The sequence below is a fragment of the Roseococcus pinisoli genome (assembly GCF_018413645.1).
Classification (GTDB): Bacteria; Pseudomonadota; Alphaproteobacteria; order Acetobacterales; family Acetobacteraceae; genus Roseococcus; species Roseococcus pinisoli.
Map to the genome: position 1 here is coordinate 37,670 of NZ_JAHCDA010000006.1, position 12,652 is coordinate 50,321.

The 12,652-nt window shown below is 72.6% G+C and carries 13 protein-coding genes and 1 riboswitch; of the genes, 9 read left to right on the forward strand and 4 right to left on the reverse strand.

Going from position 1 to position 12,652, the window contains the following annotated elements:
* On the reverse strand, nt 1-1,710 hold the full coding sequence (locus KHU32_RS22290) for a tetratricopeptide repeat protein (RefSeq protein ID WP_213672394.1): 1,710 nt from the start codon (nt 1,708-1,710) through the stop codon (nt 1-3).
* A 171-nt stretch (nt 1,711-1,881) separates the two neighbouring features.
* Between KHU32_RS22290 and KHU32_RS22295 the strand changes: the two genes are divergently transcribed.
* Genes KHU32_RS22295 through cbiB form a run of 7 tightly spaced genes read left to right on the forward strand, consistent with a single transcriptional unit; the run spans nt 1,882 to nt 8,289 of the window.
* A complete protein-coding gene (locus KHU32_RS22295; RefSeq protein ID WP_213672395.1) occupies nt 1,882-2,640 on the forward strand; it encodes an ABC transporter substrate-binding protein in 759 nt (252 codons plus the stop codon).
* A gap of 10 nt (nt 2,641-2,650) precedes the next feature.
* Entirely contained in the window at nt 2,651-3,310 is a 660-nt protein-coding gene (locus tag KHU32_RS22300; RefSeq protein WP_213672396.1) for an amino acid ABC transporter permease, read from the forward strand.
* Nucleotides 3,307-4,041 carry an amino acid ABC transporter ATP-binding protein gene (locus tag KHU32_RS22305; RefSeq protein ID WP_213672397.1) on the forward strand — a complete coding sequence of 245 codons (735 nt, stop codon included), beginning with the start codon at nt 3,307-3,309 and terminating at the stop codon, nt 4,039-4,041. The genes KHU32_RS22300 and KHU32_RS22305 overlap by 4 nt, the downstream gene beginning before the upstream one ends.
* Nucleotides 4,042-4,044: 3 nt before the next feature.
* Nucleotides 4,045-5,316: an NAD(P)/FAD-dependent oxidoreductase gene (locus KHU32_RS22310; protein ID WP_213672398.1), complete on the forward strand. Its 1,272-nt coding sequence runs from the start codon at nt 4,045-4,047 to the stop codon at nt 5,314-5,316.
* Between the two features lie 60 nt (nt 5,317-5,376).
* Entirely contained in the window at nt 5,377-6,345 is a 969-nt protein-coding gene (locus tag KHU32_RS22315) for a Bug family tripartite tricarboxylate transporter substrate binding protein (protein WP_213672399.1), read from the forward strand.
* Nucleotides 6,346-6,400: 55 nt separating this feature from the next.
* Nucleotides 6,401-7,354 carry a threonine-phosphate decarboxylase CobD gene (cobD, locus tag KHU32_RS22320; protein ID WP_213672400.1) on the forward strand — a complete coding sequence of 318 codons (954 nt, stop codon included), beginning with the start codon at nt 6,401-6,403 and terminating at the stop codon, nt 7,352-7,354.
* A complete protein-coding gene (gene cbiB / locus KHU32_RS22325) occupies nt 7,351-8,289 on the forward strand; it encodes an adenosylcobinamide-phosphate synthase CbiB (protein WP_213672401.1) in 939 nt (312 codons plus the stop codon). The genes cobD and cbiB overlap by 4 nt, the downstream gene beginning before the upstream one ends.
* On the opposite strand, the gene KHU32_RS22330 is transcribed toward cbiB, so the two are convergent.
* From KHU32_RS22330 to cobU, 3 genes are read right to left on the reverse strand one after another with little or no spacing between them, the layout of a single operon-like run.
* The gene (locus KHU32_RS22330) at nt 8,273-9,733 is read right to left on the reverse strand and encodes a cobyric acid synthase (protein WP_213672402.1); all 1,461 of its coding nucleotides are present in this window, start codon (nt 9,731-9,733) and stop codon (nt 8,273-8,275) included. The two genes, cbiB and KHU32_RS22330, sit on opposite strands and share 17 nt — an antisense overlap.
* Complete coding sequence (gene cobO / locus KHU32_RS22335) at nt 9,733-10,347, reverse strand: cob(I)yrinic acid a,c-diamide adenosyltransferase (protein ID WP_213672403.1); 615 nt, start codon at nt 10,345-10,347, stop codon at nt 9,733-9,735. The genes KHU32_RS22330 and cobO overlap by 1 nt, the downstream gene beginning before the upstream one ends.
* Entirely contained in the window at nt 10,344-10,850 is a 507-nt protein-coding gene (gene cobU / locus KHU32_RS22340; RefSeq protein ID WP_213672404.1) for a bifunctional adenosylcobinamide kinase/adenosylcobinamide-phosphate guanylyltransferase, read from the reverse strand. The genes cobO and cobU overlap by 4 nt, the downstream gene beginning before the upstream one ends.
* 69 nt (nt 10,851-10,919) lie before the next feature.
* A riboswitch (cobalamin riboswitch) is annotated at nt 10,920-11,136 on the forward strand.
* Nucleotides 11,137-11,243: 107 nt separating this feature from the next.
* Here cobU and KHU32_RS22345 point away from each other — a divergent pair.
* Nucleotides 11,244-11,624 (forward strand): DUF1636 family protein, encoded by a 381-nt coding sequence (locus tag KHU32_RS22345; RefSeq protein ID WP_213672405.1) that lies wholly within the window; start codon nt 11,244-11,246, stop codon nt 11,622-11,624.
* Nucleotides 11,621-12,652 carry a cobalamin biosynthesis protein CobW gene (cobW, locus tag KHU32_RS22350; RefSeq protein WP_213672406.1) on the forward strand — a complete coding sequence of 344 codons (1,032 nt, stop codon included), beginning with the start codon at nt 11,621-11,623 and terminating at the stop codon, nt 12,650-12,652. The genes KHU32_RS22345 and cobW overlap by 4 nt, the downstream gene beginning before the upstream one ends.

The window sequence follows — 12,652 nt, forward strand, 5'->3', positions numbered from 1 at the left end:
TCAGCGTCCCACGGGCACCGGCAGGCCGTTGCGCAGCTTGCCCTCGATGCGGCTTGCCTCCGCCGCCTCGGGCTCCATCGTCAGCGCCCGGCGCCATTGGAAATGCGCCTCGCTCTGGCGGCCCAGGGCCCAGTACACGTCGCCGAGATGGTCGTTCACGGTCGAATTCCGCGGCTCCAGCTCCACGGCGCGCTCGAGCTGCTGGACGGCAGCCCGCAGGTCGCCCATGCGGAACAGTACCCAGCCGAGGCTGTCGGCGATGTTGCCGTCCTGCGGCCTCTGAGCGGCGGCAGCCTCCAGCATGGCCCGCGCGCGGTCGAGATGCACGCCCTGATCCGCCCAGGTATAGGCCAGGTAGTTCATGACATAGGCCTGCTCGGGCGAGAGCTGGAGCGCGCGGAGGAAGTCGGCCTCGGCGCCGGTCCAGTTGCCGGAGCGCTCGCGGGCGATGCCGCGGGCGTAGAAGAGGGGCCAGTCGTATTCCCGCGCCTGGTCCAGGCGGCCGATCGCGCCGTCATAGGCGGTCGCGGCCTCCGCGAAGCGGGAGCGGCGGCGCAGGATGTCGCCGAGGCGGGTGAGGGGCTGCGGCAGGGTCGGAAGGGCGGTCGCCGCCTGGGCGAGCAGGGCCTCCGCCTCGGGCAGCCGGTCCAGCCGATCCAGCAGCGCGGCGCGGCGCATCTGGGCCGTGCCGAAGAGCGCGTCGTCGGACGGGATCTGGCCCAGCACCCGCACCGCGGCGTCCAGCTGCTCGCCCTCGGTCAGCGTGTCGGCCAGCAGCAGCAGGGCCGGGCCGAAGGTCGGCCGCAGGCGCAGGGCGAGGCGCGCCAGCAACCCGGCCATCTCCTCCAGCCCCTGGCCGCGCAGCGCGCTGCCCAGGGCCACATAGGCCTCGGCGATGCCGTCGGCGGGCCCGTTGATGCTGCGGCGCGTCAGGACGCCCGCGCGGGCGGGCTCCAGCGCCGCCAGCGCCAGCTCGTCATGCGTGGCGCCGAGCTCGTCCAGCATGCGCACGGCTTCGGCATTGCGGCCGGCGCGATTGAGGATGCCGGCGGCCAGCAGCGCCAGCCGCATGGTGGGCTCCGGCTGGCCGGCGAGGGCGAGGCGGACGTAGCGCTCGGCCTCGCGGGGGCGGTTCGCCGCATCGGCGATCAGGGCGGCATGCAGGGCGTTGAGCCCGCGGAAGCGGCCCTGCTCGGCCAGCGGTCGCAGCAGGGCGATGGCCTGGTCCGTCTGGCCGCGGCCGGCGAGGCTCCAGGCCACGAGCACCGGCTGCAGCGCCTGCATCGGCCCCTGCCGGCCCAGCGCGCGGGCGCGGCTCTCCGCGCGGTCCCAGCGCTGGCCGACGATATCGGCGCCGAAGATCACGAGCTGGGCCGAGATATTGTCGGGCAGACGCCTGGCGAGCCGCAGCGCCTCGGGCCGGCCGTCCATGAGGGCGGCGGCGAAGGCGTCGTTCACCAGGATGGACTGATTGGGCTCGGACCGCAGGGCGGAGAGCAGGTTGTCCGCCGCCACGGCGGTGTCCTGCTCGTCAGAGGCGAGGCGCCCGACGAGGAAGCTGCCGAAGACCGTCGCGGTCTCGCTGACATCCTCCCGGGAGGGGGCGACGCGGCCGCTGCGGTCGGTCAGGCCCGCGCCGCCCGCCGCGCAGGCGGCCAGCAGGGTCGCGGCAAGAAGGGCGAGGCGGGGGGGGGAACGGCCGTGAGCCATGGCGTGGAATGTAGCAGCGAAAAGTTGCGCCGCACCATGGGTCGTGACCTGTTCTCCACACCAGGGCGACACACTGTGGCTTTTGAGCATCGCCCGCTTTGCGGCCTTGAAGCAGGCGAGCCGGCATGCCCTCATTCCCGCTCGAAGGCACATCCGTAAAGGAGGCCGGGAATGTTCACCCGCAGGAAGCTTGCCGCCGGCGCCGCCGCGCTGGGTCTCGTCGGCCGGGAGGTGTCGGCCCAGGGCCAGACCTTCCGGGTCGGCTCCACGCCCACAGGGATTCCCTTCACCTTCCTGGACACGCGCAGCAACACGCTGACCGGCTTCATGGTCGACCTGATCGGGGAGGTCGGGCGCCGCCAGGGCTTCGCGGTGGATGTGCAGGCGACGCCCTTCGCCGCGCTCATCGCCTCGCTGACCTCCAACCGCATCGACCTGATCGCCGCCGCCATGCTGGCCACGCCCGCCCGGCGCGAGCAGATCGACTTCTCCGACCCCGTCTACGGCTATGGCGAGGGGGCCGCGATCCGCGAAAGCGAGACCCGCCCCTGGCGCAGCCTGGCCGATATGCGCGGGGTCACCGCCGGGGCGCAGATCGGCACCATCTACATCGAGCCGCTGCGGGCCGCGGGCCTCGAGGTCCGCACCTATGACAGCGTGGCCGACATCATGCGCGACGTGTCGCTGGGCCGCATCCAGGCGGGCTTCGGCGATGCGCCCATCGTCTCCTACCAGATCGCCCAGGGCACCTTCCGGGGCGTGAAGCTGGTGCCGGACTACCGCCCTTCGGTGGTGGGCAGCATCGCCATCGGCGCCCGCAAGGGCGATCCGGTGATCGCCCGGGTCAATGCGGGCCTCGCCGCCATCAAGGCGGACGGCGCCTTCGCGCGGCTGGTGGAGAAATGGAACCTGCCGGCCTCGGTGGATTGAGCGTGCCGGCATGAGCTGGGCGGGCTTCCTGCGCGACGGGCAGCAGTTCCTGCCGATCCTGCTGCAGGGCGTCTGGGTGACGATCGCCGTCACCCTCTGCGCGCTCGCCCTGGCCACAGCGCTGGGCGTCGTCTGGGCGCTGATGCGCACCTCGGGGAAGCGGTGGCTGGAATGGCCTGCCATGATCTTCACCAACGTCATCCGTGGCATCCCGATCCTGGTGCAGCTCTTCTACATCTACTTCGTGCTGCCCGAGCTCGGGGTCGATCTCAACGCCTTCCAGGCCGGCGTGATCGGCCTCGGTATCGCCTATTCCGCCTATATGGGTGAAGTGTTCCGCGCCGGCATCCTCGCCGTCGATTCCGGTTCGATCGAGGCGGCGGAAAGCCTCGGGATGTCGCGGGCGCGCGTGCTGAGCCGGGTGGTGCTGCCGCAAGCCGTGCGCATCGTGCTGCCGCCCTATGGCAACAACCTGATCATGCTGCTGAAGGACAGCAGCCAGGCCAGCGTCATCACCGTCGCCGAGCTCTCGACCCAGGCGCGGCTCATCGCCTCCTCGACCTTCAAGAACCAGGAGGTCTGGACCCTGGCGGCGCTGCTCTATCTCTGCCTGAGCATCCCGCTGATCCTGCTGGTCGCCTGGCTGGAGCGGAGGTTCGGCCGCCGATGATCGAGATCGACCGGCTGGAGAAATCCTTCGGCACGAACCGGGTCCTGGACGGGATCAGCCTCACCGTGCGGCAGGGCCAGGTGGTCTGCGTCATCGGCCCCTCGGGCTCGGGCAAGTCCACGCTGCTGCGCTGCGTGAACGGCCTCGAATCCTACGAGGGCGGCGAGGTGCGGGTCTCCGGCCGCCGGGTGGACCGCCGCTCGCCGGAGATCCGCGCGATCCGGCGCGAGGTGACGATGGTCTTCCAGCGCTTCAACCTCTTCGCCCATCGCACGGCGCTGGAGAATGTCACCGAGGGTCCGATCTACGCCGCCGGCGAAAGCCGCGCCTCCGCCGAGGCGCATGCGCGCGAGCTGCTGGCCCAGGTCGGGCTGACGGGCAAGGAGGCCGCCTATCCCTCGCAGCTCTCGGGCGGCCAGCAGCAGCGTGTCGCCATCGCCCGCGCGCTCGCCATGCGGCCCAAGGCGGTGCTCTTCGACGAGCCGACCAGCGCCCTCGATCCCGAGCTGGTGGGCGAGGTGCTGACCGTGATGCGTGACCTCGCGCGGCAGGGCATGACCATGGCCGTCGTCACGCATGAGATGGGCTTCGCGCGCGAAGTGGCCGACCATGTCGTCTTCATGGATCGCGGCCGCGTCGTGGAAGAAGGCCCGCCCGCCGAGTTGCTGACCGCCCCGCGCGAGCCGCGCACCCAGGATTTCCTCCGGCGCGTGCTGCGCCCCTTGGAGTAGCCGATGCTTCCGCCGAGCCTCTATGCTGAGACCGCCACGCCTCGCCTCGACACGCCGCCGCTGGAAGGGAGCGCGCGCGCCTCGGTCTGCGTGATCGGCGGCGGCTTCACCGGCCTTTCGGCCGCGCTGCACCTCGCCGAGGCGGGGACGGAGGTGATCCTCCTCGAGGCCGAGGAGCCGGGCTGGGGCGCCTCCGGCCGCAATGGCGGGCAGGTGAATCCCGGCCTGAAGCCCAATCCGGATCAGGTGGAGGCCGATTTCGGCGCGGAGATGGGCGGCCGCATGCTGGCGCTCTCCTACGGGGCGCCCGACGCCGTCTTCGAGCTGATCCGCCGCCACCAGATCCAATGCGAGGCGAGGCAGGAGGGCACGATCCGCGCGGCCATCGGCGCGCCCAATGCCGTGGCGGTCGGCGCCACGGCGGAACAGTGCCTGCGCCGCGGCTGGCCCGTGGAGATGCTGGACGCGGCCGGCGCGGCGGCGCTGACGGGGACGGACCGCTATGCCGGCGCCATGCTCGACCGGCGCGGGGGCGACCTGCAGCCGCTCTCCTATGCGCGCGGCCTCACCCGCGCGGCGCAGCAGCTCGGCGTGCGGATCCATGGCGGCACGCCCGCCACCGGCCTCGCGCGAACCGAGGGCGGCTGGCGCGTGACGACGCCGAAGGGCGAGGTCCTGGCGGAGAAGGTCGTGCTCGGGACCAACGGCTATACCGGCGACCTCTGGCCGGGCCTGCGGCGCAGCGTGGTGCCGGTCTACAGCTCCATCGCCTGCACGGCGCCGCTGGCCGAGGAGGTCTCGCGGCGGATCATGCCGCGCCGTGCCTCGCTCTACGAGGCCGGGCACATCACGGTCTACTACCGGCTGGACCAGGCCAACCGGCTGCTGATGGGCGGCCGCGGCCCGCAATCGCCGCTCACCAGCCTCGAGCCGGTACGCTACCTGATGGATTATGCCGCGCGCCTCTGGCCCGAGCTCGCGGGCGCGGCCTGGACGCATGGCTGGAACGGCCAGCTCGGCATGACGAAGGACCACTACCCCCACCTGCACGAGCCCGCGCCGGGCCTGCTGGCAGGCCTCGGCTACAATGGCCGCGGCGTGGCCATGGCGACGGCGATGGGCCGACAGATGGCGCTGCGCCTGCTGGGCCGGCCGGCCGCCGAGCTGGACATGCCGGTGCTGCCGATCCGGCCCATCCCCTTCCACGGCTTCTGGAAGCTCGGCGTGGCCTGGACCATCCTGCAGGGGCGGCTGCGGGATCGTTTCGGTATCTGACTTGCCGGGCCGACCGGGGCGGATGATCCTGGCCGAAAGGCGCGGGGAGGCGCCGTCCGCATGATCCATCGCCGATTTCTTCTGGCCGCCGGCGGCGCGCTGCCGATGGCGGCCCACGCCCAGGCGCCCTGGCAGCCCACGCGGCCGCTGCGCATGATCGTGCCCTTCGTCGCGGGCGGCAGCACGGATGTCGCGGCGCGGCTGGTCTCCGACGCCATGGGCGAGAAGCTGGGCCAGCCGGTCATCGTCGAGAATCGCAGTGGATCGGGCGGCAATATCGGCGGCGAGATGGTCGCCCGCGCGCCGGCGGATGGGCACACGCTGCTGATGGGCGTCACCGGCCTGCTCACCACCAACCCGCATATCTACCGGACCATGAGCTTCTCCCCGAGCCGGGACCTGGCGCCGGTGGGCATGTGCTACACGAGCGACCTCGTGATCGTGGTGCCGCTCTCGCTGCCGGCCCGGAACCTCGCGGAGTTCATCGCGCTGGCGAAGGCGCGGCCGGGCGAGATCTCCTTCGGCTCCTCCGGCCACGGCGCCTCGACGCACACGGCCGCCGAGCTGTTCCGGATCGCGGCGGGCATCGACCTCCAGCACGTGCCCTATCGCGGCTCGGGCGGGGCGATGAACGACCTCATCGCCGGCAATATCCAGATGATCATGATCCAGATCGCGGGCGCTGCCGGCGCCGTGCGGGACGGGCGGCTGCGCGCGCTGGCCGTCACCGGTCCGCATCGCCACGCCCTGATGCCGGACGTGCCGACCTTCGCGGAGCTCGGCCTGCCGCAGGCCACCGCGACCTCCTGGGGCGCGGTGATGACGACGGCGGGTACGCCCGCGCCGGCCATCGCCCGGCTCAGCGAGGTGCTGCGGGAGGCGATCGCCTCGCCGACCATCGCGCAGCGGATGGCCGGCGCGGGCGTCGACCCCCAGTCCAGCACGCCGGAGGAGCTGGCGACGTTCCTGGTCAGCGAATCCGAGAAATGGGGCCGCGTGGTGCGCGAGGCGCGGATCACGGTGGAATAGCGCGCCGACCGCACCCGGCTTGCCAAATCGGGTGCGGGCGAAGAGGGTCCGCGCCATGAGCCCGGACATCCCCCATGGCGGCAATCTGACGGCCGCGCGCGCGCGCTTCCCCGAGGCGCGCAGCCCCTGGCTGGACCTTTCCACGGGCATCAGCCCCTTCCCCTATCCCGTGCCGGCCCTGCCGGCCGAGGCCTTCACGCGCCTGCCGGAGCCCGCGGATCTGGAGCGGCTCCAGGCCCTGGCGGCCCGGCGCTACGGCGCGCGCGACCCGGCGCAGGTCGTGGCGGCGCCGGGCACCCAGATCCTGTTGCCGCTGATCGCGAAGCTGGTGCCGCAGGGCCGGGCGCGCGTCCTGGGCCCGACCTATGCCGAGCATGCGCGCGCGGCCGCCCTGGCCGGGCACGCGCTGGCGGAGGAGGGGGCGGCGGACCTGCTGACCATCGTGAACCCCAACAACCCGGACGGCCGCTTCCGCCCGCGTGCCGAGCTGCTGGCCGCGCGGCCGGCGCAGGGACTCCTCGTGGTCGACGAGGCTTTCATGGAGGCCGCGCCCGCCGACGAAAGCCTGGCCGGCGCGGTGGATGAGCGGCTGGTGGTGCTACGCTCCTTCGGCAAGTTCCACGGCCTCGCCGGGCTGCGGCTGGGCTTCGCCATCACGGCCGCGCCCCTGGCCCGAAGGCTGCGCGACGCGCTCGGCCCCTGGGCCGTCTCGGGTCCCGCGCTGGCCGTTGGACTGGCGGCGCTGGCGGATGAGGCATGGGCGTCGGCCATGCGCGCCCGCCTCGCCGCCGCCGCGGCAGCGCTGGACGGGGTGCTGACGGCGGGCGGTTGCCGCGTGCTGGGCGGGACCTCGCTCTTCCGCCTGGCGGAAGTGCCGCCCGGCACCTTCGAGCGCCTGGGCCGCGCCGGTATCCTCGTGCGCGGCTTCGACTATTGGCCGGACCGCCTGCGCTTCGGCCTTCCGCCCGACGCGGCGGGGCTGGAGCGCCTGGCCGAAGCGCTGGCATGACGCTGCTGCTGATTGCCCTGCTGGTCGAGGTGGCCGTCGGCTATCCGGACCGGCTCGTGCGGGCGATCGGCCATCCGGTGATCTGGATCGGGCGGCTCATTTCCTTCCTGGAGACGCGGCTCAACCGGCCGGCGCTGGGCTTCGCGCAGCGTCGGATGCTCGGCGTGCTGGCGCTGGTGCTGCTGGTGGCCGTGACCGGGCTGGCGGGGGTGGCGCTGCAGGCGGCGCTGGGCGTGGTCGTCGCGGCCGTGCTGGCCAGCTCGCTCCTCGCGCAGCGCAGCCTTCACCAGCATGTGGCCCGCGTGGCCGAAGCCCTGGAAACCGGTGGCCTGGAGGCGGGACGGGAGACCGTGTCGCATATCGTCGGCCGCGATCCGCAGGGCCTGGACGAGGCGGGCGTGGCGCGCGCCGCCATCGAAAGCCTCGCGGAGAATTTTTCCGATGGCGTGGTGGCGCCGGCCTTCTGGATCGGCGCCGGCGGGCTGGCCGGCGGCGCGGTCTACAAGGCGGTGAACACGGCCGACAGCATGATCGGCCATCGCTCGGAGCGCTACCGAGCCTATGGCTGGGCCGCCGCGCGGCTGGATGACCTGCTGAACCTGCCTGCCTCGCGGCTTTCCGCGCTGCTGATCATTGCCGCCGCCGGCCTCCAGGGCCTGGACTGGCGAGGCGCCTGGCGGGCGGTCAGGCGCGATGCGCCGCGGCATCGCTCGCCCAATGCCGGCTGGCCGGAGGCCGCCATGGCAGGTGCGCTCGGCCTCGCGCTGGGCGGGCCGCGCAGCTATGCCGGGGTGGCGGTCGACGACGGCTATATGGGGGACGGCCGGCGCGAGGCGGGGGCGGCGGATATCCGCGCCGCGCTGCGCCTCTTTCGCTTCGCCGATGCGCTGGGCATCGGCCTCGCCCTGCTGCTCTGGTTCATCCTGCGAGGCTGAGCAGCCGGTCCAGGTCGAGATGGGCCGCCACATGCGCGCCCAGCCGGTCCAGCGCGGCCTCGACCCGCGCCTCGTAGTCGAGGGCGGGGGCGCCGGCGGCGAAGCGCGCGAGCCAGGCGCCACGCTGCGCCTCGGCCGAGAAAAGGCCATGGACATAGGTGCCCAGCACGCGCCCGTCGGCCGAGACCGCGCCCTCCGCCGAACCATCGGCCAGCTGCGCGAAGGGACGGGCGCGATCGGGCCCCTCGCTGCGGCCGATATGCATCTCGTAGCCGGAAAAACCCGCGCCGTCGGCCGTGGTGCCGGTGACCGGCTCCAGCCGCTTCGCGCCGCCGAGCACGGTGGTGATGTCCAGCAGCCTCAGCCCGGGGACGGTGCCGGGCGGGCCTTCCACCCCATCGGGATCGACGATCTCGCGTCCCAGCATCTGGTAGCCGCCGCAAAGGCCGAGCACCGCGCCGCCGCGCCGCAGATGGGCCGCGATGTCGATGTCGAAACCCGCCTCGCGCAGGGCGGCGAGGTCGGCGATGGTGGCCTTGGAGCCGGGGAGGATCACGAGGTCCGCATCGCCAGGCAGGGCGGTGCCCGGCCGCACGCGGATCACCTCCACCGCCGGCTCGGCGATGAGCGGATCGAGATCGTCGAAATTGGCGATGCGGGGCAGGACCGGCACGGCGATGCGCAGCCGGGCGCCGGGTTTGCGCGGCAGCACATGGTCCAGCGCCAGCGCGTCCTCGGCCGGGAGCTGCGCGGCTTCGGGCAGGAAGGGCAGCAGGCCGAGCGGCGCCCAGCCCGTGCGATCGGCAATGAGCGCCATCCCATCCGCGAAGAGCGCCGGATCGCCGCGGAACTTGTTCACCACGAAGCCCCGGATCATCGCCGCATCCGCCGGATCGAGCACGGCTTTGGTGCCGACGAGGCTCGCGATCACGCCGCCGCGATCGATGTCGCCGATCAGGATGACCGGCACGTTCGCCGCGCGGGAAAAGCCCATATTGGCGATGTCGTTGGCGCGGAGATTGACCTCGGAGGCGCTGCCCGCGCCCTCCACCAGCACGAGATCGGCCTCGCCGCGCATCCGCGAAAAGCTGTCGAGGACGGCGGGCATCAGCCCGGCCTTCATCCGTTGGTATTCGGCCGCCTTGGCGCTGCCCTGCACGCGCCCCTGCACGACGATCTGCGCGCCGATCATGCTCTGCGGCTTCAGCAGGACGGGGTTCATGTGCACGCTGAGCGGCACGCCGGCCGCACGCGCCTGCAAGGCCTGGGCGCGGCCGATCTCGCCGCCATCGGCCGTCACGGCGGCGTTGTTCGACATGTTCTGCGGCTTGAAGGGCCGCACGCGCAGGCCGCGCTGCGTGAAGGCGCGCGCCAGCCCCGCCACCAGCAGCGATTTGCCGACATCGGAGCCCGTGCCCTGGAACATCAGGCTCCGTGCTTGCATCAGAACTCCACGCCCTTCTGGGCGCGCACGCCGGCGGAGAAATGGTGCTTGGTCGCGCCCATCTCCGTCACGCAATCGGCGGCCTCGATCAGCTCGGGCTTCGCGTTGCGGCCGGTGACGACGACATGCAGCCCCTCGCGCCGCCCGGCGAGCGTGGCCACCACCTCCGCCAGGTCCAGCATCTCGTAGCGCAGCGCGATGTTGAGCTCGTCCAGCACCACGAGGTCCAGCGACGGGTCTTCCAGCATGCGCTTCGCCTGCTCCCAGGCGCGGGCGGCGGCGGCGAGGTCGCGCGCGCGGTCCTGCGTCTCCCAGGTGAAGCCCTCGCCCATGCTGTGCCATTGCACGCGCTCGCCGAAGGCGGCGAAGCCGTCCTGCTCGCCGGCATGCCAGGCGCCCTTCACGAATTGCACGACGCCCACGCGGCCGCCCGTGCCCAGCATGCGCAGCGCCAGCCCGAAGGCCGCCGTGGACTTCCCCTTGCCGGGGCCGGTGTTCACGATCAGCAGGCCCTTCTGGACGATGGGCTTGGACGCCACCTCCGCATCCTGCACGGCCTTGCGCTTGCGCATCTTCTCGCGATGCCGCTCGGCTTCTTCGTCGGTGATGCTCATTTCAACCTCATAGGAATGCCGGCCACCACGAGCTCCACGCGCCCGGCCACGGCGGCGACCTGCTGGTTGAGCCTCCCCTGCGCGTCGCGGAAGCGGCGGCCGAGCGGCGTCGCCGGCACGATGCCGGAGCCGACCTCGTTGGAGACCAGGACGGTGATGGCCGCGCGGGCCTGAAGGGCCGCGAGCAGGCCTTGCGTCGCGGCGTCGAGATCCGCCTCGACCAGCATCAGGTTGCTGAGCCAGAGCGTGAGGCAATCCACCAGCAGCGGCGCGTCCGGCGCGGTGGCGATGGCGGCGGGCAGGTCGCGCGGGGCGTCCAGCGTCGTCCAGCCGGCGGGCCGGCGCGCGCGGTGCTCGGCGATTCGCGCGGTCATCTCCGCGTCGTAGGATTCCGCCGTCGCGATATATGTCCAGGGCGGCGGCACGGCCTGGACCAGCGTTTCCGCATGCCGGCTCTTGCCGGAGCGCGCGCCGCCGAGGACGAGGGTGAGGGGGCTGGCCATGGCGCGCGGACCATGGCCGCAGGCGGCGCCTTCGGCAACAGCGTTGACAGGAAGCGGCGGCACATGTCTCTCATGCCCCCGCTTGATGGTCCCCGCCGGGAGGCGGGGTGAAAAGGGAACACGGAACGAGGGGCGCAGGCCCGTCGAAGCCGTGGCTGCCCCCGCAACTGTGAGCGGTGAGCCCGTTGCCAATCCGCCACTGGAAGTGCCCGCGAGGGTGCCCCGGGAAGGCGGCGGCGGGCGTCGATCCGTGAGCCAGGAGACCTGCCGTCGAGCGACAGACCACCGTGCCGGGCGGGGTGCCTCGGCGCGGCCGCCATCCCGGCGAAGGCGCCTTTGCGCGCCGCGACTGCATCCCGGTCCCGCGCCTGCCGGCGAGGGAGGAGCGTGCGCTTGCCCCATCCCCAATCCACCGCCGGGCCGGTGACGGTCTTCGTCTGCATGACCTGCCGCCATGCCGATGACGCGGCCGAAGCCCAGCCCCGCGCCGGTGCCCGCCTGGCCGCCACCCTGACCTCATTGGAAGGTGTGGAGGTCCGCGAGGTGGAATGCCTGGCCAATTGCAAGCGCGGCCCCTCCGTCGCCATGGCGCGGCCCGGCGGCTGGAGCTACGTCTTCGGCAACCTGGCGCCCACGGATGGCGCCGCGGTGATGGAAGGCGCGCAGCTCCTGGCCCGCTCGGCCGATGGGCTCATGCCCTGGCGCGGCCGCCCCGAACCCCTCAAGCGCGGCCTCATCGCCCGCATTCCCCCCCTTCCTGGAGCTTCCGCATGAGCCTTGCCCGCATTCCCTGCACCATCGTCACCGGCTTCCTCGGCGCTGGAAAGACGACCCTGATCCGCCACATGCTGCAGAACCCTCAGGGGAGGCGGCTCGCGGTGATCGTGAACGAATTCGGCGATGTCGGCATGGATGCGGAGATCCTGCGCGGCTGCGGCGCCGAGGCCTGCGACGAGAGCGGCATCATCGAGCTCGCCAACGGCTGCATCTGCTGCACCGTGGCGGACGACTTCGTGCCGGCGCTGGACGCCCTGCTGGCCCTCGACCCGCGGCCCGACCACATCCTCATCGAGACCTCGGGCCTCGCCCTGCCGAAGCCGCTGGTCCAGGCCTTCCATTGGCCGGCGATCCGCGGCCGCGTGACGGTGGACGGCGTGGTCGCCGTAGTGGACGGCGCGGCGCTTTCCGAAGGCCGCGTGGCGGCCGATCCGGAAGCCCTGGCCGCCCAGCGCGCCGCCGATCCCTCGCTCGACCACGAGGATCCCGTCGAGGAGGTCTTCGAGGACCAGATCGCCTGCGCCGACCTCGTGGTGATGACCAAGACGGACCTTCTGGACGCGCCGGCCCTCGCCCGCGCCCAGGCCGCCATCGCCGAGGCGCTGCCGCGCGCGGTCCATGTGGTGACGAGCGCGGAGGGCAAGCTCGACCCCGGCGTGATGCTGGGCCTCGGCCTCGCCACGGAAGCGGACATCGAGAACCGCCGTACCCATCACGACGAGGAGCTGGACCACGATCACGACGATTTCGACACGATCGTGATGGACATCCCCGAGGCGACCGATCCGGCGGCGCTCGCGGCGCGCGTGACGGCGGCCTGCGCCGTGCCGGGCGTGCTGCGCGCCAAGGGCTTCTGCCCCGTCGTCGGCAAGCCGCTGCGGCTGCTGGTGCAGGCGGTGGGCCAGCGCGTCTCGCACCAGTTCGACCGCGCCTGGGGGGCGGCCGAGGCGCGCCAGGGTCGGCTCGTGGTGATCGGGCTGAAGGGCTTCGACCAGGGCGCCGTCGGGCGGGCGCTCGCCGCTTAA

Excerpts from the sequence above, each read along its gene's own strand:
- KHU32_RS22295 (WP_213672395.1), top strand. The coding sequence starts at position 1,882 with ATGTTCACCCGCAGGAAGCTTGCCGCCGGCGCCGCCGCGCTGGGTCTC.
- KHU32_RS22315 (WP_213672399.1), top strand. The coding sequence starts at position 5,377 with ATGATCCATCGCCGATTTCTTCTGGCCGCCGGCGGCGCGCTGCCGATG.
- cobD (WP_213672400.1), top strand. The coding sequence starts at position 6,401 with ATGAGCCCGGACATCCCCCATGGCGGCAATCTGACGGCCGCGCGCGCG.
- cobO (WP_213672403.1), bottom strand. The coding sequence starts at position 10,347 with ATGAGCATCACCGACGAAGAAGCCGAGCGGCATCGCGAGAAGATGCGC.
- KHU32_RS22290 (WP_213672394.1), bottom strand. The coding sequence starts at position 1,710 with ATGGCTCACGGCCGTTCCCCCCCCCGCCTCGCCCTTCTTGCCGCGACC.
- cbiB (WP_213672401.1), top strand. The coding sequence starts at position 7,351 with ATGACGCTGCTGCTGATTGCCCTGCTGGTCGAGGTGGCCGTCGGCTAT.
- KHU32_RS22310 (WP_213672398.1), top strand. The coding sequence starts at position 4,045 with ATGCTTCCGCCGAGCCTCTATGCTGAGACCGCCACGCCTCGCCTCGAC.
- KHU32_RS22300 (WP_213672396.1), top strand. The coding sequence starts at position 2,651 with ATGAGCTGGGCGGGCTTCCTGCGCGACGGGCAGCAGTTCCTGCCGATC.
- KHU32_RS22305 (WP_213672397.1), top strand. The coding sequence starts at position 3,307 with ATGATCGAGATCGACCGGCTGGAGAAATCCTTCGGCACGAACCGGGTC.
- KHU32_RS22330 (WP_213672402.1), bottom strand. The coding sequence starts at position 9,733 with ATGCAAGCACGGAGCCTGATGTTCCAGGGCACGGGCTCCGATGTCGGC.
- cobU (WP_213672404.1), bottom strand. The coding sequence starts at position 10,850 with ATGGCCAGCCCCCTCACCCTCGTCCTCGGCGGCGCGCGCTCCGGCAAG.
- cobW (WP_213672406.1), top strand. The coding sequence starts at position 11,621 with ATGAGCCTTGCCCGCATTCCCTGCACCATCGTCACCGGCTTCCTCGGC.